The organism is Dyadobacter sp. Leaf189 (assembly GCF_001424405.1).
Classification (GTDB): domain Bacteria; phylum Bacteroidota; class Bacteroidia; order Cytophagales; family Spirosomataceae; genus Dyadobacter.
Map to the genome: position 1 here is coordinate 243,786 of NZ_LMPS01000008.1, position 21,287 is coordinate 265,072.

Here is a 21,287-nt window from a genome sequence, read left to right on the forward strand (position 1 = left end):
AGATAATGCAGCGGCAAGCATATAATATCGGAACGGAAGTCTTTCAGACGGGACATTGTTTTCGACCAAAACACAAGATATCGAAAACAGGAAACTTCCTACAATTATAAACTGCCACAGGTTTTTACTCAGATCTTTTGGGGTAGACTGGTCCATAAGGTGTGAATTAAGAGTCGGCAATCTCCTGACATAACTCAATTAAAATCCCATTGGTACTTTTCGGATGGAGAAAGCAGACGAGCTTGTTGTCGGCGCCGGGTTTGGGTTCGGGGTTCAGGAGGGTGAAACCTTCTTTTTGAAGCCGCTCCATTTCGGCATATATATCTGCTACTTCAAAGGCGACGTGGTGAAAACCCTCGCCTTTTTTTTCTATAAACCTGGCGATTACGCTATCCTCCTTTGTTGCTTCCAGCAACTCGATTTTCGTTTGGTTGATTTTGAAAAACGAAGTAGCGACGCTTTCAGATTCTACGATTTCCTGTTTGTAGGGCTGCACATTGAAAAGCGCAGAAAAAAGCTTCTCAGCAGCCGCCAGCTCCTTCACCGCAATCCCAATATGCTCCACATTTATCATAGCGAAAACTACAAACTCATAAACTCTAAACTCATAAACTCTAATCTCACTTCCTGTTATCCTGCCCACCCACCATGCTCAGGTAACTCTCATACCTGCTGAATGCAATGTCACCCTCCGAAACTGCATCTTTCACAGCACAGCCCGGCTCATTAATATGCTGACAATTATTAAACCGGCACTTGTTTAAGAGCTCGCGCATTTCAGGAAAATAATGACTGATTTCCGAAGCTTCCATATCGGCCAGGCCCAGCTCTTTGATACCCGGCGAATCGATAATGAAAGTGCCGGGTTCCAGCTCAAACATTTCGGCGAATGTGGTCGTATGTACCCCCTTGTTGGCAAACGTGGAAACTTCCTGTGTTTTAATGGAAAGATCAGGCGCAATCGCATTCACAAGCGTGGACTTACCCACACCAGAGTGGCCGGAAAGCAGCGAAACCTTGCCGCTTAGCAATGCAGCGAAATTATCCAGCCCCTGCTCGCTCAATGCAGTCGTTGCCAGACAACGGTAACCGAGGCTGCTGTAAAGCTCCATCAGCTCCGATTGAAACTCTTTCATTTCGTCGTTCAGCAAATCCTGCTTGTTAAAAATAAGTACACCAGGTATCCTGAACGATTCGATAGCCACCAGAAAACGGTCAATAAAGCCGAGGGATGTTCTTGGGAACACCAGTGTGGCGATCAGAATTGCCTGATCCACATTGGCTGCAATTAAATGTGCGTGGGCCGTTTTGTGGACTGATTTACGTATCACATAATTCTCCCTGGGCAGTATTTCGTGAATAATGCCGAAATTCTCTCCCTCATCTTCCTCCTCAAAATTGACGTAATCGCCTACCGCTATTGGGTTGGTAACCTTCAATCCCAACGCTTTGAATTTGCCCTTCAACCTGCATTGCCAGATATGTCCGTCGCGGCTGTCGCGCACTTCATACCAGGATCCGGTTGACCTTAATACCAAGCCTTTGATCAAGCTCATTCTATGTTTTTTCGACTAAGTACAGAAAATAAACAGCAGTTTTCCAAACCACATGAAAATTAATGCCACTTTAAATAAATGCGGATCGCTATTCCAGTAGTTTTTAGTTTTAAATGGTTTTATTTGGCAAAATACCATACCTAACTACTAGGGTAAACATCACCCATAAGTCTCCATCGGTTACCCGCAACGAATTTTATTAAATAATATTTTTTAAAAAAATCGATCATGCGCAGCTTTTTTCCTACATTAGTTCGCATTTATCATAAAGAATATTAATAATACACCTACAAAAGAGCTTTACCTTGATGGACTTAGTTGCCGAAGAACCGAATTCGGTCATTGATATTCGAAAAAATCGCATTAAAAGCAATCTGCTGCTTCATTTATATCAAAATGGCGATACTTCAATTAACAAGATGGCGCGGCTTTTCCACGCCAGTATTCCATCGGCAACCGGAATAGTCAACGACCTGATCAGGGAAGGCTGGATTACTGAAACAGGTACCGGACCCGCACGCGCTGGCCGCCCGCCGGTACTCTACGGTCTGAATGCAAAAAAGTACCTTACCCTGATCATGGATATCAACCGGCACGACACCCAGCTGGTTGTATTTGATCTGCATAATCAGCTCGTTGTCAAGAAGAAAGTTGATATCCGTCTTGACGATTCCACGACCTTTCTGGAACAACTTTTCGAACAAACCGACGAGTTTTTAAACTCCAATAATATCAATATCAGCAAGCTCTGGGGAATAGGCGTGTCCATGCCCGGACTGATCAATTCATCGCAGGGTATCAATTTGACATACCCGAACCTGACTGCACCCGGGGAACCGCTGATCGTGCGATTGAAGAAGCATTTTAAAGTACCGATCTGTCTTTTCAACGATACAAAAGCGACTACCATCGGAGAGCACCGTTTCGGGCTGGCAGCTCAAAAATCGCAGGTACTTACAATCAACATTGACTGGGGTGTCGGATTGGGCATTATCATCAATGGAGAAGTATTCAATGGAGCGTCCGGGTTTGCCGGTGAATTGGGCCACATTCAGGTGAAGCCTGACGGAATGCTGTGTCACTGCGGGAAAGTAGGTTGCCTGGATACGATTACCTCCGCGATCGCGCTGATACGTCGCGCAAAAGAAGGTATCGCGTCAGGCCGGGCAACGATCCTTACGCAAATTGTGAATGGTGATCTGAGCCGGCTTGAAACTTCTCATATTATAGAAGCAGTGCACGCCGGAGACGAGTTTTCCATTGACCTGCTCAGCAATGTAGGCATAGAACTTGGCAAAGGTCTGGCGACGGCTGTACACCTTTTTAATCCCGAAGTAATTATTGTCGGCGGCTTGCTAGCTGAGGCAGGACCTTTCATTTCGAACCCGATAGAACAGGCGATCAACAAATACTGTCTATCTGACTTCAAGAACTCGCTGTCGATCCATATCTCCAAACTAGGCGCAAAGGCCCGCTTGCTGGGAACCCAGGCGCATTTGTTCGAACATTTGATTGTAAAAGAATTTCCGTGATAGAAGGGCTGGCGCTGGTCAGCCCATTATTTCTTTTACCTGATCCATTATAATCGACGTAGCACCAGTGCCGCTAGCTACGTAATCCCTGGAAATACTTCCCGCCTGAGACCTGTAAGCGTCATCTTGCAGCATTTTGGTTAGCAGCAGCCCGGTATCTGTACTGTTGGTTACTGCAAATGCACCACCAAGCCTGACAAGATCTGCTGCTTCCTGAAAGCGCTGATAGCTTTTGTTCCCAAAAATGACGGGCAATCCGAAAGTCGCCGCTTCCAGGATATTGTGTAGTCCCGCGCCGAAAGATCCGCCTATAAAAGCGAGCTCTCCATATCGGTAAAGGGATGAAAGCATTCCGATGTTGTCAATAATAAGATAATCAAAGGCAGCTGTGTCCATTCCTGCTTTAAGCTCCGAATAGCGGATCGTTTTTCCCGAAAGCTGCTTCCGCCAGGCTTCGATCTCTTCACTTTTGATCTCGTGTGGAGCAATAACTGCCTTCAAGCCGCTCCCGATTTTGTTCAGAGCTGGAATCAAAACCTGCATATCCGCTTCCCAGACTGAACCTGCAATCAGACAGGTCTTCCCATTTTTGAATGCGGCTATTTCAGGCAGGTCACGCGCATTCAATGCGATTTCGCGAACCCGGTCGAACCTGGTATCGCCCGCAATACTGCAAGACGAAATTCCGATCCCATTCAACAACCGGACAGACTCCTCATTTTGAACAAACAGATAGTCCAGACTAGCGAGCATCTGACGATGAAGAAAACCGTGTGGTTTAAAATAGATTTGTTGAGGACGGAAAATGGCTGAAAATGAAATGGTGTAGCAATGCTGCTGTTTGAGCTCCTGCAGGTAGTTCAGCCAGAATTCGTATTTGATAAAGAATGCAATCCTCGGCTTTACAATTCGGACAAACTCAGCCGCATTGGCGCGGGTGTCGATCGGGAGGTAGGCGATATAGTCAGCGCCTGTATAATTCTTTCGTACTTCGTAACCGGATGGAGAGAAAAATGTCAGCAGTATAAAGTGGTTCGGATAGGCAATTCTGTAAGCTTCTATAACCGGTCTACCCTGTTCAAATTCACCCAGAGAGGCTGCATGAAACCAGGCAGCAGGTCTGTTTTTCGGCTGCTTTGAAAACTGCTCTTCCAACCTTTTCAGCACGCTATTTCTCCCTTCAACTCCCAGCTTTATCTTTTGACTAAAAGATGCAGCCATTTTTACAACCGACGCGAACAGCTGTATGGCAATCTGATAAATAAAATTTCCCAAGGATTCTGATTAAAAGGGGATTAGAGAGAAAAAATGTTTCCAGGAACGCTCAGATTTCAGGCTATCTGGCAGGCTTTTTTCCCTCTTCTTTCGTTTAAAGAACATAAAAGTACAAAAAACCGTTAAAGTGGAGTTAGCATAAGATTGCTTACCCGATTATTTTGTATTTTCACTTTTTAGAAGACACATACCTATTCACGGAGAACTTATTTTACGAAATGATGCGTGTAAAACTTTTACTTTCAGTATCTATCCTGTTTGCACTATCAACAGATATATACGCTCAACGCCGTGCGGCAAAGAATGAGGACAGTGAGGAGAGCTATAAATCTTTCACTTCGGTAGGTATCACCACGAATACGAACTCCGGTATCCTTGGCGGGGCTGTCTTCCGCCAGTCTTCCGCGCTTCCTTCCAAGCTTTTTGGCAAAAACCAATACAGATATCTGGCTGTGGAAGTGGTGAATGTTAAACATCCGAAAGAGCTTTCAACGCAGGATTTTGTTACCGGCGCCCGCCTTGTTTTCGGAAAGGAGAACTATCTTTTCGTAGTAAGACCAGAATACGGACGGGAGCTATCGCTGTTCAGCAGGCAGGATGACGAAGGGATTTCGATCAGCGCGATTGTAGCTGCCGGACCTTCTCTGGGTCTCGAAAAACCTTATATGGTGCAATTCCAGTCCTCGGACGGTCGTGTTATCACAGAGCCTTTCGATCCTGTTAAACACGCAGGAAGTACGCAGAGCACAGGTATTGTAGGTGCAGGAAGTTTCTTCCAGGGTTTTGGTCAAATGAAGGTGGTACCCGGTTTGCACATAAAAACCGCAATGAGTTTTGAATTAAGTGCATTCAGGGAGAACGTTACTGGCCTCGAAATTGGTTTTGTAGCAGAAGCGTTCACCAGAAAAGTTCAGATCATGGCATTTGCCGAAAACCGCAGCCTGTTTACGTCGGGTTATCTCACACTTTATTTCGGAAGCAAAAAACGCTAGTTCCCATTACAAATTGGCTGACCGCTCAACAAAACCGGCTGGCCAGAGATTACAGATTTTATGATTGAATTACCAGTTATTCCATCGGAGCGCAAAAAAAGGCCCGATTGGTTGAGAGTTAAACTTCCCGCAGGACCAGAATTCAGGAAAGTAAGGCAGCTTGTTGATAACTATAAACTGCATACAATTTGTGAAAGCGGCAACTGTCCCAATATGGGAGAATGCTGGGGAGCCGGAACAGCTACTTTCATGATCCTGGGAAATGTTTGTACACGCAGCTGCAGCTTTTGCGCAGTAGCAACAGGCCGCCCCAGCGAATACGATACCGATGAGCCCAGGCGCGTGGCAGAGGCGATTAAGCTGATGCAGGTAAAACACGCAGTACTTACGTCCGTTAACCGTGACGAGCTGAAAGACAAAGGCGCCGAAATATGGTACCAGACGGTGAGGCAAGTGAAAGAGAACACGCCTGAAACAACGATCGAAACTTTGATCCCGGACGTAAAAAGCAACTGGGACGCATTGATCAGGATGATTGAAGGCGGACAGGAAGTGGTGTCGCATAACATGGAAACTGTGGAACGTTTATACCGCGCAGTGCGCCCGCAAGCTAAGTACGCCCGCAGCCTTGAACAGATTAAAAGAACAAAGGAATACGGACAGCGGACTAAATCCGGCATTATGCTGGGACTTGGCGAAACGCAGGATGAAGTATATAAAGCAATGGACGATCTGGCGGAAAATGGCCTGGATATCCTTACCCTTGGCCAATACCTGCAGCCAACCAAAATGCACCACGAGGTGATCGAATGGATCACGCCTGAAATGTTTGAAAACTACAAAGAGGAAGGTTTGAGACGCGGATTGAAGTATGTTGAATCAGGACCACTTGTACGTTCCAGTTATCATGCGGAAAGACACGTAAATGTTCCTATCTGATTTCCACCAAAAGAAAAAGCCTGTCTGGATTGATCCAGACAGGCTTTTTCTTTTTTAGCTTCCTTATTTCGCTTTAGTTACTGCCCATTCAGGCGCTCGTTTTTCAGTTTGTTTTATTTGGTTAATGACTTAAAAAAAGTCAATTTTGTCTTTTAGTCTATACACTACATTGCAGTCTCTACAGATCAACTTTCATCAATTCAGTTTATGCCGTACTTATTCACCTCGGAGTCCGTATCTGAAGGACACCCAGACAAGGTAGCAGATCAAATATCAGATGCGCTCATTGATAACTTTTTAGCCTGGGATACAGATAGCAAAGTGGCTTGTGAAACTTTGGTAACAACCGGACAGGTAGTGCTCGCAGGAGAAGTTAAAACCAACACCTATCTCGATGTTCAGAAAATTACGAGAGAGGTAATCAGGCGAATAGGATATACCAAGAGCGAGTACATGTTTGAAGCCAATTCCTGCGGGATTTTGTCTGCCATTCATGATCAGAGCGCAGATATCAACCAGGGTGTTGACCGTGCAGTATCCTCTTCCAGCTTCGAAGAAAAAGCAAATGCACAAGGTGCGGGTGACCAGGGTATGATGTTCGGCTACGCGACACGCGAGACTGAAAACTACATGCCGCTTGCGCTCGACCTTGCACACAAGATACTTCAGGAAATGTCGGCTATCCGTAATAACGAGTCCAGCCTGATTCCTTACCTCCGTCCGGATGCAAAATCGCAGGTAACAATTGAGTATAGCGACGATAATGTGCCTCAGCGCATTGACACGATAGTGGTTTCTACCCAGCACGACGACTTTGACTCAGAAGAAGCAATGCTGGCAAAAATCAAGCAGGATATTATCAGCATTGTAATACCGCGTGTAAAATCCAAGCTGACTCCTGAGCTGCAGAAACTGTTTACAGGAGAAATTACTTATCACATCAACCCGACCGGCAAATTCGTAATCGGCGGACCTCACGGTGACACAGGCTTGACCGGAAGAAAAATCATCGTAGATACTTACGGTGGAAAAGGTGCACACGGCGGTGGTGCATTCTCAGGAAAAGATCCTTCCAAAGTGGACCGTTCAGCAGCTTACGCAACGCGGCACATTGCTAAAAACATGGTAGCGTCCGGTCTTTGCGATGAAGTACTTGTTCAGGTATCTTACGCGATCGGTGTTGCAAAACCTTGCGGTTTGTATATCAATACCTACGGAACTGCGAAAGTAGCTGATCACGACGGTGTAATTGCTGAGAAAATTGCTGAGATCTTCGACTTACGTCCATACGCAATCGAGCAGCGCCTGAAACTGCGTAACCCAATGTACTCAGAAACTGCGGCTTACGGCCACATGGGACGCAAAAATGAGATTGTTACCAAGTATTTCAAAGGTGCAAACGGCGAAGAGAAACAAGTAGAAGTTGAACTTTTCACCTGGGAAAAGCTTGATTTTGTTGACAAGATCAAAGAGAAGTTTTCGATATAATTTGTGAAGTTAAAAAATAACAAAGCAGGTCGGCGAAATTCGTCGGCCTGCTTTGTTTATAAGCTATATTGGTCTATTTCCTAGACAGGATCTGTAAAAACCTTTGTGCAGTTACAACATTGACCTTTGGAAAATCTATATCCGCGAGGACACCAAAGTGGCCGTCATTCGTTACCAGATAATCTGCATTACAGCTAATTGCACAATCTACAAATTTGTTATCGTCTTTATCTGCTTCAATTAGCTGCCAAAGAAAGTACGACTCAATTTTATAAACATCAGCCAGGTTAATCAATTCTATTAAATGAAGATCAGTCCGATCAACTCCCAATCTTTTACCTATCTGCTCTTCATACTCAGCAAGAATTTCATTCGAAATAAACAATTGAAATTCTTTGTCCAATAACGCCTTGAATGTAGGATGATAAGTAGAATGACTTGGCAAAGAGACAAGTAGAACATTTGTATCGAGTACAACATTCATTATTGGTTCCGATCATTTAAGATATTTTCCATATCGTGTTGACTCCAATTGTTACTTTCCCAAGCTGAATCTGCCATTGCGGAAAGGCGGAGCGCAAAATATTTACCAATTAATTCTTTAATGTTCATCAGGTCATCTTCGCTGACCTGATGTGCATACAATTGCAAAAGCTCCTGTTGCAAATTGCTAAGCGGCATTTTAAGTGATGACTGCATATCTTTAACTTTTATAATAGTTAACGAAAGTGGAAATGTAATCCTTCCAATAGCATTCTCAAAACTGCGCCTGCTCTTCCAGTTCGCTATCGTGTGCGATGCGTTCGATCATTCGCATTTTCTCGTAGTTCTTGGGCCGTGAGAAGAATGTGTAAATGGCAGGGATCACATACAAGGTCAAAACAAGCGAGAACAGCAATCCTCCCATAATAACAATCCCCATTGACATCCGGCTTTTACCCGCTGAGCCCAGTGCCATCGCAATCGGTAATGCGCCCAGGATTGTCGCCAGACTTGTCATTAAAATCGGCCTGAAACGCAGTGTAGCAGCTTCCAGTGCAGCTTCCTGAATACTCCTGCCCTGCTCGCGCAGCTGGTTGGCAAATTCGACAATCAGGATGCCGTTTTTAGTTACCAGCCCAATCAGCATGATCATTCCGATCTGCGAGAAAATATTCAATGTCTGATCAAAGAACCAGAGTGAGAACACTGCTCCGCCGATAGCCAGCGGCACGGTGAACATGATTATAAATGGGTCCACAAAGCTTTCAAACTGGGCTGCCAGAATGAAGTAAATCAGTATCAAGGCAAGGAAAAACGAGAACATCGTATTGGACGAGCTTTCGGCATAGTCGCGGGAAGAGCCACTGAGTGAAGTTTGAATAGATTCGTCTTTCAATTTATCCCTGATCCTGTCCATTGCAGCAATTCCGTCACCTATGGTTTTTCCGGGCGCAAGTGCGGCTTGTACCGTCGCGCTCATGTAGCGATTATAGTGAAACAGCTGCGGCGGACTGCTTTCCTCCTCCGCTTTCACAATGTTATCCAGCTGTACCAGCGTTCCGTTAGCCGTTTTTACAAACATACTTTTCAAGTCCAGCGGCTCGTCGCGGTTTGTGCGATCGTACTGACCTATCACCTGATACTGCCGGCCGTTCATCGTGAAATAACCAAAACGTTGACCTGCAAATGCAAGCTGCATGGTTTGCGCCACATCCTGAACAGATACGCCAAGCGACTTCGCCTTTTCGCGGTCAATGGATATCTGAATTTCGGGCTTGCTGAATTTTAGGTTCACATCGGTAATCGCGAAAGTCGGGTCGTTTGAAGCCTCTTCCATGAATTTGGGCAGATACTCCCGCAACTTCTCAAAATCAGGCGCCTGAATAACGTACTGAATAGGCAAGCCGCCCCGAGAATCCACAGAGATGGTCTGCTGCTGCACGACAAAAGACTTCGCGTCAGGCATTTGCTTCAACTTCTGGTTGATATAATCCGCAATTTCCTGCTGCGACTCTTTCCTGAACTTCTTATCTACCAATGCAATTCTTCCGCTACCTGTGTTGGCCGCACCCAAACCAGAGTTACCTGGTGAAGTGATCAGCATCAGCCCCTTTCTGCCCGGCATAGAATCCATTAACATGTCACTGACATTCTGAACATACCGGTCAGTAAACTCAAATGAAGAACCTTCCGGCGCAGTCATATTGATCCGGAACCAGTTACGGTCGTCCAAAGGCGCCAGCTCCGATTGAAGGTCTTTCCCAAAAAACCAGATCATACCCACCGTCACCAAAACCAGCGGCACAGCTACCCAGCGCATTTTCAAAAACTTGCCCAGCGCCGTTCCATAGTTCTCAGTTATTTTTTCAAAAAACGGCTCGGTCTTTTCATAGAACCAGCTCTTTTGATGCGTTTTACGAACCAGGTATGCATTCAGCATCGGAGTTAATGTGAGTGACACAAAAGCAGAAATCAATACTGCGGCTGATATCACAATCCCGAACTCCCGGAAGAGCTTACCGACAAAGCCTTCCATGAAAATCACGGGTAAAAACACCGAAGCCAGCGTGATGGAAGTTGATAAAACAGCAAAAATAATCTCATTAGAACCTTTAATAGCTGCTTCAATGGGGCTCATCCCCTGCTCTATCTTTTTAAAGATATTTTCCGTGACCACAATTCCGTCGTCAACTACCAGGCCGGTAGCCAGTACGATCGCGAGCAGCGTAAGTACATTGACCGAAAAGCCCATGATATACATAATGAAGAACGTGCCGATCAGCGAAACCGGAATGTCAATCAATGGACGGAATGCGATCAGCCAGTCGCGGAAGAAGAGGTAAATGATAATGACCACCAGAATAATCGCGATCAGCAGCGTTTCGCCTACTTCCTCAATAGACCGTTCTACAAAAATGGTATTGTCAATCAGCGTATCCAGCTCATAATCTTTCGGCAGCTCCTTTTTAATATCCGCCATTCTCTTATTCACCTCTTCGGCGATATTGAGGTAATTGGCGCCCGGCATCGGGGATATCGCAAGACCGATCATCGGCACATTGTCCAGACGGAGAATTGTTTCTTCGTTTTCAGGTCCTAATGTTGCGTGGCCGATATCTTTGAGGTGGATGGTTTGAGTGGATGAATTTTTAACGATCATCTCATTAAAATCATTTTCCGTGCGGAACCTTCCGATCGTCTTGACGGTCAACTCGGTATTGTCGCCTGCCAGCTTGCCACTCGGCAACTCTACATTCTCCTTATCGAGCGCAACTTTCACATCCTGCGTCGTAATACCCAGCGCGGCCATTTTAATGGGATCCATCCAAATCCGCATGGCGTATTTTTTCTGCCCGAAAATGCGGATCTCACTTACTCCCTCAATGGTTTGAAGGCGCTGCGCGATGACGTTTTCAGCATAGTCACTTACTTCCAGGTGTGAGCGCGTGTCGCTTTTGAAGGTAAGTACAATAATAGGTTCAGAATTGGCGTCGGCTTTACTTACAACAGGCGGGCCGTCAATATCAAGCGGTAAAGTCCGCGAAGCCGAACCTACTTTATCCCGGACATCATTGGCAGCCCGCTCCATATCCACTCCGATATCGAACTCAACAGTAATTTGGCTCGTACCCTGGCTGCTCGTGGAGTTAATGGATTTAATTCCCTCAATGCTGTTCAGCTGCTTTTCGAGGGGTTCTGTGATCTGGGACTCAATAATATCTGCATTCGCGCCGGTATAGCTCGTCCTGATCGAAACGACCGGCGGATCAATGGAGGGGAATTCACGCATTCCCAAAAACTTATACCCCAGGAAACCGAAAAGAATAATCAGCAGGTTCATGACAATCGCAAGAACCGGCCGTTTGATTGAAAGAGTTGAAATACTCATAAATAAGTAGGATATCAGTTCACCTTGACGGCTGTATTCGGCTTGATCGCAATGATTCCGGAGGTAATGAGCGAGTCGCCGGGTTGAAGACCGTCAACTACCTGAATTTTCTTGTCGGTCCGTAAACCTGTCGTCACCATCACTTCCTGTGCCTTTCCATTCTTTACCACAAAAACCTTCTTGCCTTTCAAAACGGGCACAATCGCCTCGGTAGGGACCATCAGAGCGGCTCTGTTTGCTTCCAGATCTGCAAGTATCTTAACAAACATTCCGGGAACAAACCGGTTTGACGGATTTTGTGCGACTGCTCTAATGCGCAGTGTTCTCAAATCCTCGTCAACCTTCGGGTCAATGGCCAGAATTTTCGCATTGTAAGTAGCGGGGTCACCGTCGAGGCTGAACTTCACTGTGTTACCGATTCGGATATTCGGGGAGTATTTTTCAGGCACTGTAAAGTCAATCTTCACCGGATTGCTTTGCACAATGGTTACGATGGGCGTACCCGGAGCCAGATATGCGCCTTCACTGATGTATTTCAAACCAATGCGGCCACTGAAAGGCGCGCGGATCTCGGTCTTTTCAAGCTGAGCTTGCAATACTTCCTTTTCCGCTTCCAGAAGGCGAATGTTATTAGAAGTCACATCATATTCTTCCAGGTTGATCGCTTCCACATTCAACAGCTTCTTCTGGCGCGCCTCGATTTTCTTGCTAAGATCCTGGTTGTAAGCTACTTTTTGCAACTGCGCCTGTAACTCGCGGTCATTGATCTTGGCGATCAGCTGGCCTTTTGTGATTTGCGCGCCTTCCTGGATATTCAGCTTTACGAGCCTTCCCGAAGTTTCCGCCATCAGATTTACCTCTTCATTCGGCAGCACGGTACCTGACGCGAATATTTGATTTTCAATGGTTTCATTTTTCACAACAAACACATTCACCGGAACCGGAGCGCCACCCGCGGACTTGGCACCTTTCCCTTCACCGCTCTTTTTGGTGTTGCCGCTTCCAACGGTACCTGGCTTTGAGAAGATAAAAAGCTTACCTATTACCAGCCCTACAATGATTACCCCCACCAGCATTATTGTACGCATGATCTTACTTCAAATAAATTTCGTTCAAAAACAATACTAATAAATTATATTCCCTTATCTCACCTAATTAAAGATACTTCATATTGTACAAAGCGGCAACGAGTAATTTTTATACTTCCCGGCAATGGGAAAGTTGTGTTACCATTTTATTTCCAAATACCTCCTTTGGATAATTGGTTTACCCTCATTTACTCTGTTAAACTATATTTAATAAAACCTCACATTACCAAAATGAAAACCTCCTACAGTGCCACGATTTTACTGTCCACACTATTTCTTATACTAAATACAATGCACGCAAACAGCCAGAACCCGATTAAAACCTATGATGCCAATTGGAAGAAAGTAGCAGATTTACAGGCAACAGGTCTTGCTAAATCTGCATTGACGGGAGTCCGCGAAATTTACAGGCTTGCCCGACAAGAAAAGCAGGACGCTCAGGTGATCAAAGCTGCAATCGCGATGGTCAATCTGCAAAGCGAGTTCAGGGAAGACAATGAGATTGCAGCTATCAAAGATTTGGAAGCCGAACTTGCAAACAGTTCAGGTGTGGTTAATTCGATTTTCAGCAGCCTCTTAGCCAGCTACTACTACAATTATTACCAACAAAAACGGTGGCAGCTCTATCAACGCACTGAAACAACGGGCTTCTTAAAGGAAGATATCGACACCTGGTCAACGACCGATTTTCATCACAGAATAGCAGAATTGTATCTTGCTTCTCTCAGTAATGAAAACGAGTTGCAGCAAACAAAACTGGAACCCTTCGACGCGATCATCACAAAAGGGAATGCCCGCCAGCTGCGTCCTACCTTGTATGATTTGCTCGCTCATAACGCATTAAGGTACTTTTCGTCGGACGAACCAGAGTTGAAGAGACCTGGATATGCTTTTGAAATCAATTCAGCATCGGCCTTCGATCCTGCTGCAGATTTTATACACCGCCATTTTGAAACGAAAGATTCCACCTCGCTCGAACTATATGCATTGAAGCTTTACCAGAAACTGATTGCATTTCACATGCATGATCCGGTTGCGGATGCATTGATTGATGTTGACCTGGCCCGCATTCAGTATGTGAAGCAAAAATCGGTGCATGAGAATACGGACGAGCTGTATTATTTGGCGATCAACCATGTAGCCAACCAATACCAGCAAACGCCTGCTGCGGCACAAGCGTGGTACCTGCTGGCCCAATACCACTTTGATCTCGGTACTGCCTATAAAATCAGGGAGGACTCAACGAACCGGTTTGCAAAAGTGCAGGCAGTATCGATCTGTAAAGAAATCATCCGGCAGAATCCTACTTCGGAAGGCGGCGTCAATGCAGCTAATTTGCTGAGCAGGATTCGGCAAAAAGCACTTCAATTTAATGCAGAGCAGGTATTAGTGCCGGCAAAGCCATTTTTGATCTTTGTAGAATATCAAAATATTAACAAGCTATACCTCAGACTTGTAAACTCCACGCCGTCGCTGCTGAAAGATTTTGACAGGCGCAACAGTGACGCTTTTTGGCGCACTGTATCAAAAGCGACTGCAATCCGAAACTGGGAGCAAACTCTGCCGGATACCAAAGATTATCAGGAACATAGCGTCGAAATCAAAGCAGATGCATTGCCTGCGGGTGAATATATGTTGCTTGCCAGTTCAAGCCCCGACTTTTCAGATACACAATCCATTGGCGGCGTGCGGCTCCTGTATGTAAGCAATATCAGCTACATCCAGCGCGAGCGTGACTATTTCGTTTTGCACAGGGATACCGGACAACCGCTCGCGGGAGCTACCGTGAAAAGGTGGGATTCCGCATTTGACTATCAAACACGAACCTATAAGAAAAGCCTTGCTGCACATTATACGACAGACAAAAACGGGTATTTCAAAGAGAGTATGCCCAGCCAGTCGAAGGTACAATCAGAATCTTTTGAGATGCTTCATGGAAACGACAGGCTTTTCATTCAGGAATCTATTAATACCTACTACAATGATGAGGAGGAGAAAGAGGATGCGGGCACTACGATTTACCTGTTTACAGACAGGAGCTTGTACAGGCCTGGACAGACTGTCTACTTCAAAGGCATTGTGGCCGAAGGGACCAGTGTCCTGAAAGACAAGACCAGGAAAATTGAGGTCAAGCTTCAAAATGCCAATTATGAGGAAGTAGAGACCGTTACCAAAACTGTGAACGATTTCGGCAGCTTCTCCGGCTCCTTTGTACTGCCTGGAACGAGCTTGAATGGTGAATTTTCGATTTTGGCTGACGATGACTACTCCGTTTCCTTTCAGGTCGAAGAATATAAGCGGCCCCGGTTTGCAGTCAGCTTTGATACACTTCGTAATACTTACAAGCTGGGGGACACGATCAGGGTTACGGGCACCGGAACTGCTTATGCAGGAAATCGGATCGATGGCGCAAAGGTGGTTTACAGAGTAGTGAGAAATGAACGGTTCTTGTATCCGTGGACGCGAAGAGCCAGCTATTTCCCACTCAGCCCACCCAAGGAAATTACCCACGGTGAGACTGTTACAGATCAGGAAGGACATTTTTATGTGAGTTTTGAAGCAATACCAGATGCAAAGTCCGATAGGAACTTCGACCCGGTATTCAATTACACCATTTACGCAGATGTAACAGATACAAACGGAGAAACAAGAAGTGCTGAAACCTCAGTTTCTGTTGGATATAAATCATTGCTGATCAAAGCCGAAATCCCCGAGAGAGTTTCGGCTGATGATTTTACCCAACTGAAAATCCGCACAGAAAACATGAATGGCGAATTTGTTTCAGCTGAGGCAAAAGTGAAGTTAACGCGCCTCATTCCCGAGAGCAGACTAATTCGTTCCCGCTACTGGGCACAGCCGGATATGTTTGTGATGACCAAATCAGAGTTTATAGCCAGTTTCCCAAATGATGAATACAACAATGAAACTGAGAAAGAAAACTGGCCCGAGCAAAAGGTAGTTTTCGAAAAGTCGCAGGCACTTACCGCTGATAAAGAGCTGGCATTTCCCGGCGGCAAAGTCGCGGCTGGATTTTACAAAATAGATATTGCTGCAACGGGTCAGGACGGAGACGAAGTAAAAGATACCAGGTACATTGAACTTACCGAAGAAACGAATCCTAAGCTGTTAAAACCGGAGTACCAATGGACTAAGAGCGGTCCTGCGGTTGAACCCGGAGAGAAGACGAATGTGCAATTTGCAACTTCTGCGCCCGATGTTTTCTTAATCAGCACTTCCGGCAGAACTGAAAACCCTGCGAATTTCTCATTTCTAAAACTGAATGATGAAAAACGGACTTTTCCAATTTTGGCTAAAGAAGCGGACCGGGGTGGATATGCCATCGATTATGTATTTGTAAAACATAACCGCGTACACCAGGCGCAGAACTTCGTAAACGTCCCCTGGACGAACAAGGAACTGACAATTGAGTATGCAACATTCCGCGACAAAGCATTGCCCGGGAGCAAAGAGCAATGGAAGGTAAAGATATCGGGTTATAGAAAGGGACAAGTCGCTGCTGAGATGCTTGCGAGTATGTACGATACTTCACTTGATCAGTTTTATCAACACCAATGGACCAAGCCGGGTCACTGGCCAACTGGCCGAACGCTAAACAGGTGGGGTAACGGAATCAACTTCACTCCGAAAGATGCCACAATCGTCAACTTTCTATTTACATCAGAAAAAGCTTTCGAAAAAAGCTACGACCAGCTGATTGACCCGGATATCATCCGTATGTCAAGCGGAGGCGGGAGAAATGCGCGGTACCGCCGAAGTTTGTCGATGGACCAACTCTCTTACAAGAAAGGGGAAATGCATGAGGAAGAAATAGCGACGTCGGTGCCAGCTCCACCGATGCTAGGTGACGCTACAAGAGAGTTACAAGAAGTTGTGACAGTCGGGTATGGACAAACAAAGCCTAAAAGTCCCGCTGCGGAACCTGAAAAGACCAAAGTCCGAAAGAACTTTAATGAAACTGCTTTCTTTTTACCGGATCTGAAAACCGATGAGAATGGCGCAATAACCTTTTCATTTACATTACCTGAGGCACTTACCCGCTGGAAGTTTCAGGCTTTGGCGCATACGCCTGAGTTGGCATTCGGTTATAGTAAAAAGGAGATTGTCACCCAGAAAGAGCTGATGGTACAGCCTAATGCGCCGCGTTTTTTGCGCGAGGGTGACCAGATCCTGTTCCCCGCAAAAATTGTCAACCTATCTGATCGTACATTGAACGGGAATGCGACTTTGCAACTTTTCGATCCTGCCACCAATGAAAATGTTACCGCACACTTCGGGCTGATTTCAAATGAAAAAGCTTTTTCAATCACAGCCGGGCAAAGTGCAACCGTCGATTTCAATTTAAACATCCCGGCTGGTTACCATCACGCACTTACCTGGCGTGTAGTTGCAAAAGCCGCGAACTTGTCCGACGGAGAGGAGAATACCTTACCTGTATTGTCAAACAGGATGCTCGTAACTGAAAGTTTGCCGCTGACAATGCGCGGGTCCGGCAAAAAGGAATTCAGATTTGAGAAGCTGATCAACTCAGCGAATTCAAAGTCCCTCGCCCATGAATCTGTTACTGTTGAATACACCAGCAATCCGGCCTGGTACGCGGTGCAGGCACTACCCTATTTAATCGAATATCCACATGAATGTGCCGAGCAAACCTGGAACCGTTATTATGCCAATGCAGTCGCAAGCAATATCGTAAGTAAATCACCCAGGATCGCTGCCATTTTCAATTCCTGGAAAACAGTTGATACAGCTGCGTTGGCTAGCAACCTTCAAAAGAATCAGGAGCTCAAATCCTTACTTCTTGAAGAAACACCCTGGGTACTCGCTGCGAAGTCCGAATCGGAACAGAAGCGGAATATCGCATTGCTTTTTGATTTGATAAAAATGAAAGGCGAACTGGATACTTACCTGGCAAAACTGAGGGAAATGCAAAACGAAAGTGGCGGATTTCCCTGGTTCAAAGGCGGGCACAAAGACCGGTATATCACCCAATATATTGTAACAGGAATTGGCAGGTTACTTCAAAAGAAGGTTATCGCCGAAAATCGTGATATCAATGCAATTATTGAAAAAGCATTCCCGTATCTGGATCGTCAGATCAAAGAAGACTATGACAGGCTGATCAAAAATCAAGTCAACATGCAGGAATACGTTCCCGGACCACAGCAGGTGCAGTACCTGTATATGAGAACGTGCTTTGACGATGCGCCTATTGAAACAACTGCATTCGATGCGTATGAATTCTTTCTGCAACGCGCCAGAGCGAGCTGGCCAAAGCAATCCAAATACATGCAGGGACTGATTGCACTTATGCTGCACCGTTCAAAAGATGCAGCCACGCCGAAGGCGATTCTGAAATCACTGCGGGAAACTTCGATCAGCAACGAAGAACTGGGCATGTACTGGAAAAACACCCGGAGCTGGTGGTGGCATGAGGCTCCTATCGAGCAGCAGGCACTTTTGATAGAAGCTTTTCATGAAATAGCGGGTGATAGTGCAACAGTGGATAAACTGAAAACCTGGCTGCTCAAAAACAAGCAAACCAACCGCTGGGAAAGTACCAGAGCAACTGCTGAAGCTTGTCACGCACTTTTGCTGACGGGAAATAATTGGCTGGTTGAAGAGAAAGCACCAACTGTCCGAATCGGGAGCGAGGTTATAAAGCCCGACAATGTCGAATCAGGAACCGGCTATTTTAAGAAAGCTTTCGAAAGCAGCGTGGTCAATGCTGAAATGGGCAAAATTGAGGTGGATATAAGCAGCAGCAGTAACTCCAAATCGCCCAGCTGGGGAGCTGTGTACTGGCAATATTTTGAGGATCTGGATCAAATCACGTTTTCAGAAACACCATTGAAATTATCCAAGAAGCTGTTTATACAAACAAATACAGACCGCGGACCTGTGTTATCGGAGGTTAAGGAGGGTGACAGCGTCAAAGTGGGAGACAAAATCGTCGTGCGCATTGAGCTGCGCGTGGACCGTGACATGGAATACGTGCATATGAAGGATATGCATGCAGCTGCACTGGAACCTGTGAACGTATTAAGCGGCTACAAATGGCAGGGCGGATTGGGATACTACGAATCCACGAAGGATGCCAGTACCAATTTCTTCTTTGACCGATTGAGAAAAGGGACTTACGTGTTCGAATATCAGCTATTCGTAAATCACCAGGGCAATTTCAGCAATGGAATCACGAGCATTCAATGCATGTACGCGCCCGAGTTCACCGCGCATAGCGAAGGAATCAGGATCAGCATTCGAAAATGAGGATAGCATGAACATAAACAAGCTGCTGGAATACGAAAAGATCCCTACCAGCCTTAAAGATATGATTGCTGACGAGCAGATTGCCAATCAGCTTAATAGGATGGAATGGGTTGCAACCGAGAAAATCCATGGCGCAAATTTCAGGTTTATATACCAGGGGAAAAGGCTGCATTTTGGAAAACGAAAGGAATTGCTTGCCTGGGAAGACGATTTCTTTGGTTTTCAAGAGGTGGTAGTAGCAATAGAGTCTCAAATTATTGCCTTGTGCGAGCAGTTATCAATTGATTTCGGTGCTGACACTATCATAATTTATGGCGAGTTGTTTGGCGGCTTGTACCCACATCCGGATGTACCTGTTCGCGCGCACATTGAAGCAATTCAAACAGGCATTTACTATTCGCCTGATATTCGTTTTTGTGCCTTCGATATTGCATTTGAAAATGAGCCAGACAAGAAAACATACCTGAGCTACGCACAATCCCTGACCTACTTCGATCGTTTCGGCATTTTTTACGCGAAGCCTTTAAAGACCGGAAAACTGACGGATTTGCTGAATCTCGACCTGCGCATTGAAAGCCGCATACCCTTTGAGCTTCGTCTGCCCGTGATTGCAGGTAACTGGATTGAAGGTGTTGTCATCAAGCCTTTCGGCCAGCTTCCGGATACAGTACCATTCCGCCCGATTCTTAAACTCAAAAATCCGGAATTTGAAGAGAACCAAATGTACCATCAGGCTAAAAAATGGTCATTGATACCAAATGTGAATAGCCTTTCCCGAAAGGTGGATTTCCTGATGGATGAAGTAAGAAATTACATCAACGAAAACAGGCTCAACAGCGCCATCTCCAAAATCGGAAAACTTAGCCCGGCTAACAAAAATCAAATCGTTACGGAGTTCATGGAGGATGTCCTGACTGATTTCAACCTGAATCATAACAACATACTGAAAGAATTGGGCGAAGCAGAAATCAAATGGATCAGGAATCGGGTGGAAGCTGAAATCCTGTGGCTACTTGCTAGCTGATCATCGCACGCTGTATCTTCAAAATCGCATGCACGAATTGTTCCATATCCTCTTTATCCCCCAGCATTGCATGTTGCAGTATCCAGACTGCGTCTGTGCTGCAAGCTTGCTCAGCTACCGGGCAATGCACCTTCGTATAGTCAACATATTCAGGAATGGCGTAGCACATGAAGTTCTTATTCTGAAAAAGCGGCTGCTTGTAGAGCGGGTGCGGATAACCCTTGAAGCAAGGCACACCTTCAGCAGCCAGCATTTCAGCAAATTCATTCTTAGGTAATCCCCCAAATGCGGAAGCGTCGTACTTGAAAATGTATATATGATAACAATGCAGGGTAATTTCCTCGTTACGTTGCAGCGGGGAAATTCCTTTAACCTTACTCAGCAAAGTATTGAGATACATCCCATTGCTATTACGCGTTCGCGTTTGTGCTTCCAGTCTTTTCAGCTGTGCAGACAGCAGTACCGCCTGCATTTGAGTGATCCGATAGTTGCAGCCGGGATTGTAGTGATCATACCACTGTCCTCCTTCAATGCGGCCCACATTTCGCAGAGAATGCATTGTTGCATAGAGTTCATCATCGTCCGTGATCACAATTCCGCCTTCACCGGCAGTCAGGTTTTTGGAAGATTGAAAACTAAAACTGCCTACATGCCCGATTGAGCCCAATTTTTTCCCTTTGTATTCCGCGCCGTGTGCGTGCGCCGCGTCTTCAATTACTTTCAGATTATATCGCCGGGCAATATTCATAATCGCATCCATATCGCAGGCCAATCCGCCGAAATGCACCGGTATAATTGCCTTGGTACGTTCCGTAATGGCAGCTTCAATGGCAGCCGGACTGATGTTATAAGTATCAGGATCAATGTCTACGAAAACAGGTACGCAATTGCATTCAATGACGGAAGAGGCTGTTGTGATAAACGTATAAGGCGGAACGATCACCTCATCTCCCGGCTTCACCCCGCACGCAATCAATGCAAGGCGCAGTGAAACAGAACCATTCACACAGGTTATCGCATATTTACTGCCGCAATAAGCTGCAAATTCCGCTTCAAACCGCGCTACTGCGTCACCGCAATCCGGGTTCCCCCATTTGCCGCTCGCAACGATCTCCGTCACTGCATTCACTTCCTGCTCGTCGAAAACAGGCCATTGAAAGTTGGCATTAATGGTTTTCGGACCGCCTTGAATTGCCAGTTTTTCGCTCATAATGGTGTCTAGTTTTATTAATTG

General features: G+C 45.7%; 14 protein-coding genes. 6 read left to right on the plus strand and 8 right to left on the minus strand.

Going from position 1 to position 21,287, the window contains the following annotated elements:
* Nucleotides 1-166 precede the first annotated feature (166 nt).
* Nucleotides 167-574, minus strand: a complete 408-nt coding sequence (gene mce / locus ASG33_RS24105; RefSeq protein WP_056291554.1) for a methylmalonyl-CoA epimerase — start codon at nucleotides 572-574, stop codon at nucleotides 167-169.
* Between the two features lie 46 nt (nucleotides 575-620).
* Entirely contained in the window at nucleotides 621-1,556 is a 936-nt protein-coding gene (gene rsgA / locus ASG33_RS24110) for a ribosome small subunit-dependent GTPase A (protein ID WP_056291556.1), read from the minus strand.
* A gap of 308 nt (nucleotides 1,557-1,864) precedes the next feature.
* On the opposite strand from rsgA, the gene ASG33_RS24115 reads away from it, so the two are divergent.
* Nucleotides 1,865-3,088: an ROK family protein gene (locus ASG33_RS24115; protein ID WP_056291558.1), complete on the plus strand. Its 1,224-nt coding sequence runs from the start codon at nucleotides 1,865-1,867 to the stop codon at nucleotides 3,086-3,088.
* A gap of 18 nt (nucleotides 3,089-3,106) precedes the next feature.
* Here the strand turns inward: ASG33_RS24115 and ASG33_RS24120 are convergent, their stop codons facing one another.
* Nucleotides 3,107-4,309 carry a 3-deoxy-D-manno-octulosonic acid transferase gene (locus tag ASG33_RS24120; protein ID WP_056291744.1) on the minus strand — a complete coding sequence of 401 codons (1,203 nt, stop codon included), beginning with the start codon at nucleotides 4,307-4,309 and terminating at the stop codon, nucleotides 3,107-3,109.
* Nucleotides 4,310-4,581: 272 nt separating this feature from the next.
* Between ASG33_RS24120 and ASG33_RS24125 the strand changes: the two genes are divergently transcribed.
* The 3 genes from ASG33_RS24125 to metK all read left to right on the plus strand — a co-directional run bounded on the left by ASG33_RS24125 (nucleotide 4,582) and on the right by metK (nucleotide 7,782).
* Entirely contained in the window at nucleotides 4,582-5,355 is a 774-nt protein-coding gene (locus ASG33_RS24125; protein ID WP_056291560.1) for a hypothetical protein, read from the plus strand.
* 60 nt (nucleotides 5,356-5,415) lie between these two features.
* Entirely contained in the window at nucleotides 5,416-6,294 is an 879-nt protein-coding gene (gene lipA, locus ASG33_RS24130) for a lipoyl synthase (protein ID WP_056291562.1), read from the plus strand.
* A gap of 207 nt (nucleotides 6,295-6,501) precedes the next feature.
* On the plus strand, nucleotides 6,502-7,782 hold the full coding sequence (metK, locus tag ASG33_RS24135) for a methionine adenosyltransferase (protein WP_056291564.1): 1,281 nt from the start codon (nucleotides 6,502-6,504) through the stop codon (nucleotides 7,780-7,782).
* A gap of 73 nt (nucleotides 7,783-7,855) precedes the next feature.
* Here the strand turns inward: metK and ASG33_RS24140 are convergent, their stop codons facing one another.
* From ASG33_RS24140 to ASG33_RS24155, 4 genes are read right to left on the minus strand one after another with little or no spacing between them, the layout of a single operon-like run.
* Nucleotides 7,856-8,266, minus strand: coding sequence for a putative toxin-antitoxin system toxin component, PIN family (locus tag ASG33_RS24140; protein WP_056291566.1), 411 nt, complete (start codon nucleotides 8,264-8,266; stop codon nucleotides 7,856-7,858).
* Nucleotides 8,266-8,481, minus strand: coding sequence for a hypothetical protein (locus ASG33_RS24145; RefSeq protein ID WP_056291568.1), 216 nt, complete (start codon nucleotides 8,479-8,481; stop codon nucleotides 8,266-8,268). The genes ASG33_RS24140 and ASG33_RS24145 overlap by 1 nt, the downstream gene beginning before the upstream one ends.
* Before the next feature lie 58 nt (nucleotides 8,482-8,539).
* Complete coding sequence (locus ASG33_RS24150; RefSeq protein ID WP_056291570.1) at nucleotides 8,540-11,653, minus strand: efflux RND transporter permease subunit; 3,114 nt, start codon at nucleotides 11,651-11,653, stop codon at nucleotides 8,540-8,542.
* A gap of 14 nt (nucleotides 11,654-11,667) precedes the next feature.
* A complete protein-coding gene (locus tag ASG33_RS24155) occupies nucleotides 11,668-12,741 on the minus strand; it encodes an efflux RND transporter periplasmic adaptor subunit (protein ID WP_056291572.1) in 1,074 nt (357 codons plus the stop codon).
* Between the two features lie 231 nt (nucleotides 12,742-12,972).
* Between ASG33_RS24155 and ASG33_RS24160 the strand changes: the two genes are divergently transcribed.
* Together ASG33_RS24160 and ASG33_RS24165 are read left to right on the plus strand one after the other, a co-directional pair.
* Complete coding sequence (locus tag ASG33_RS24160) at nucleotides 12,973-19,029, plus strand: alpha-2-macroglobulin (protein ID WP_056291573.1); 6,057 nt, start codon at nucleotides 12,973-12,975, stop codon at nucleotides 19,027-19,029.
* 7 nt (nucleotides 19,030-19,036) lie between these two features.
* A complete protein-coding gene (locus ASG33_RS24165) occupies nucleotides 19,037-20,053 on the plus strand; it encodes an RNA ligase family protein (RefSeq protein WP_056291575.1) in 1,017 nt (338 codons plus the stop codon).
* Here the strand turns inward: ASG33_RS24165 and ASG33_RS24170 are convergent.
* Nucleotides 20,046-21,263 (minus strand): DegT/DnrJ/EryC1/StrS aminotransferase family protein, encoded by a 1,218-nt coding sequence (locus tag ASG33_RS24170; RefSeq protein ID WP_056291577.1) that lies wholly within the window; start codon nucleotides 21,261-21,263, stop codon nucleotides 20,046-20,048. The two genes, ASG33_RS24165 and ASG33_RS24170, sit on opposite strands and share 8 nt — an antisense overlap.
* Nucleotides 21,264-21,287 lie beyond the last annotated feature (24 nt).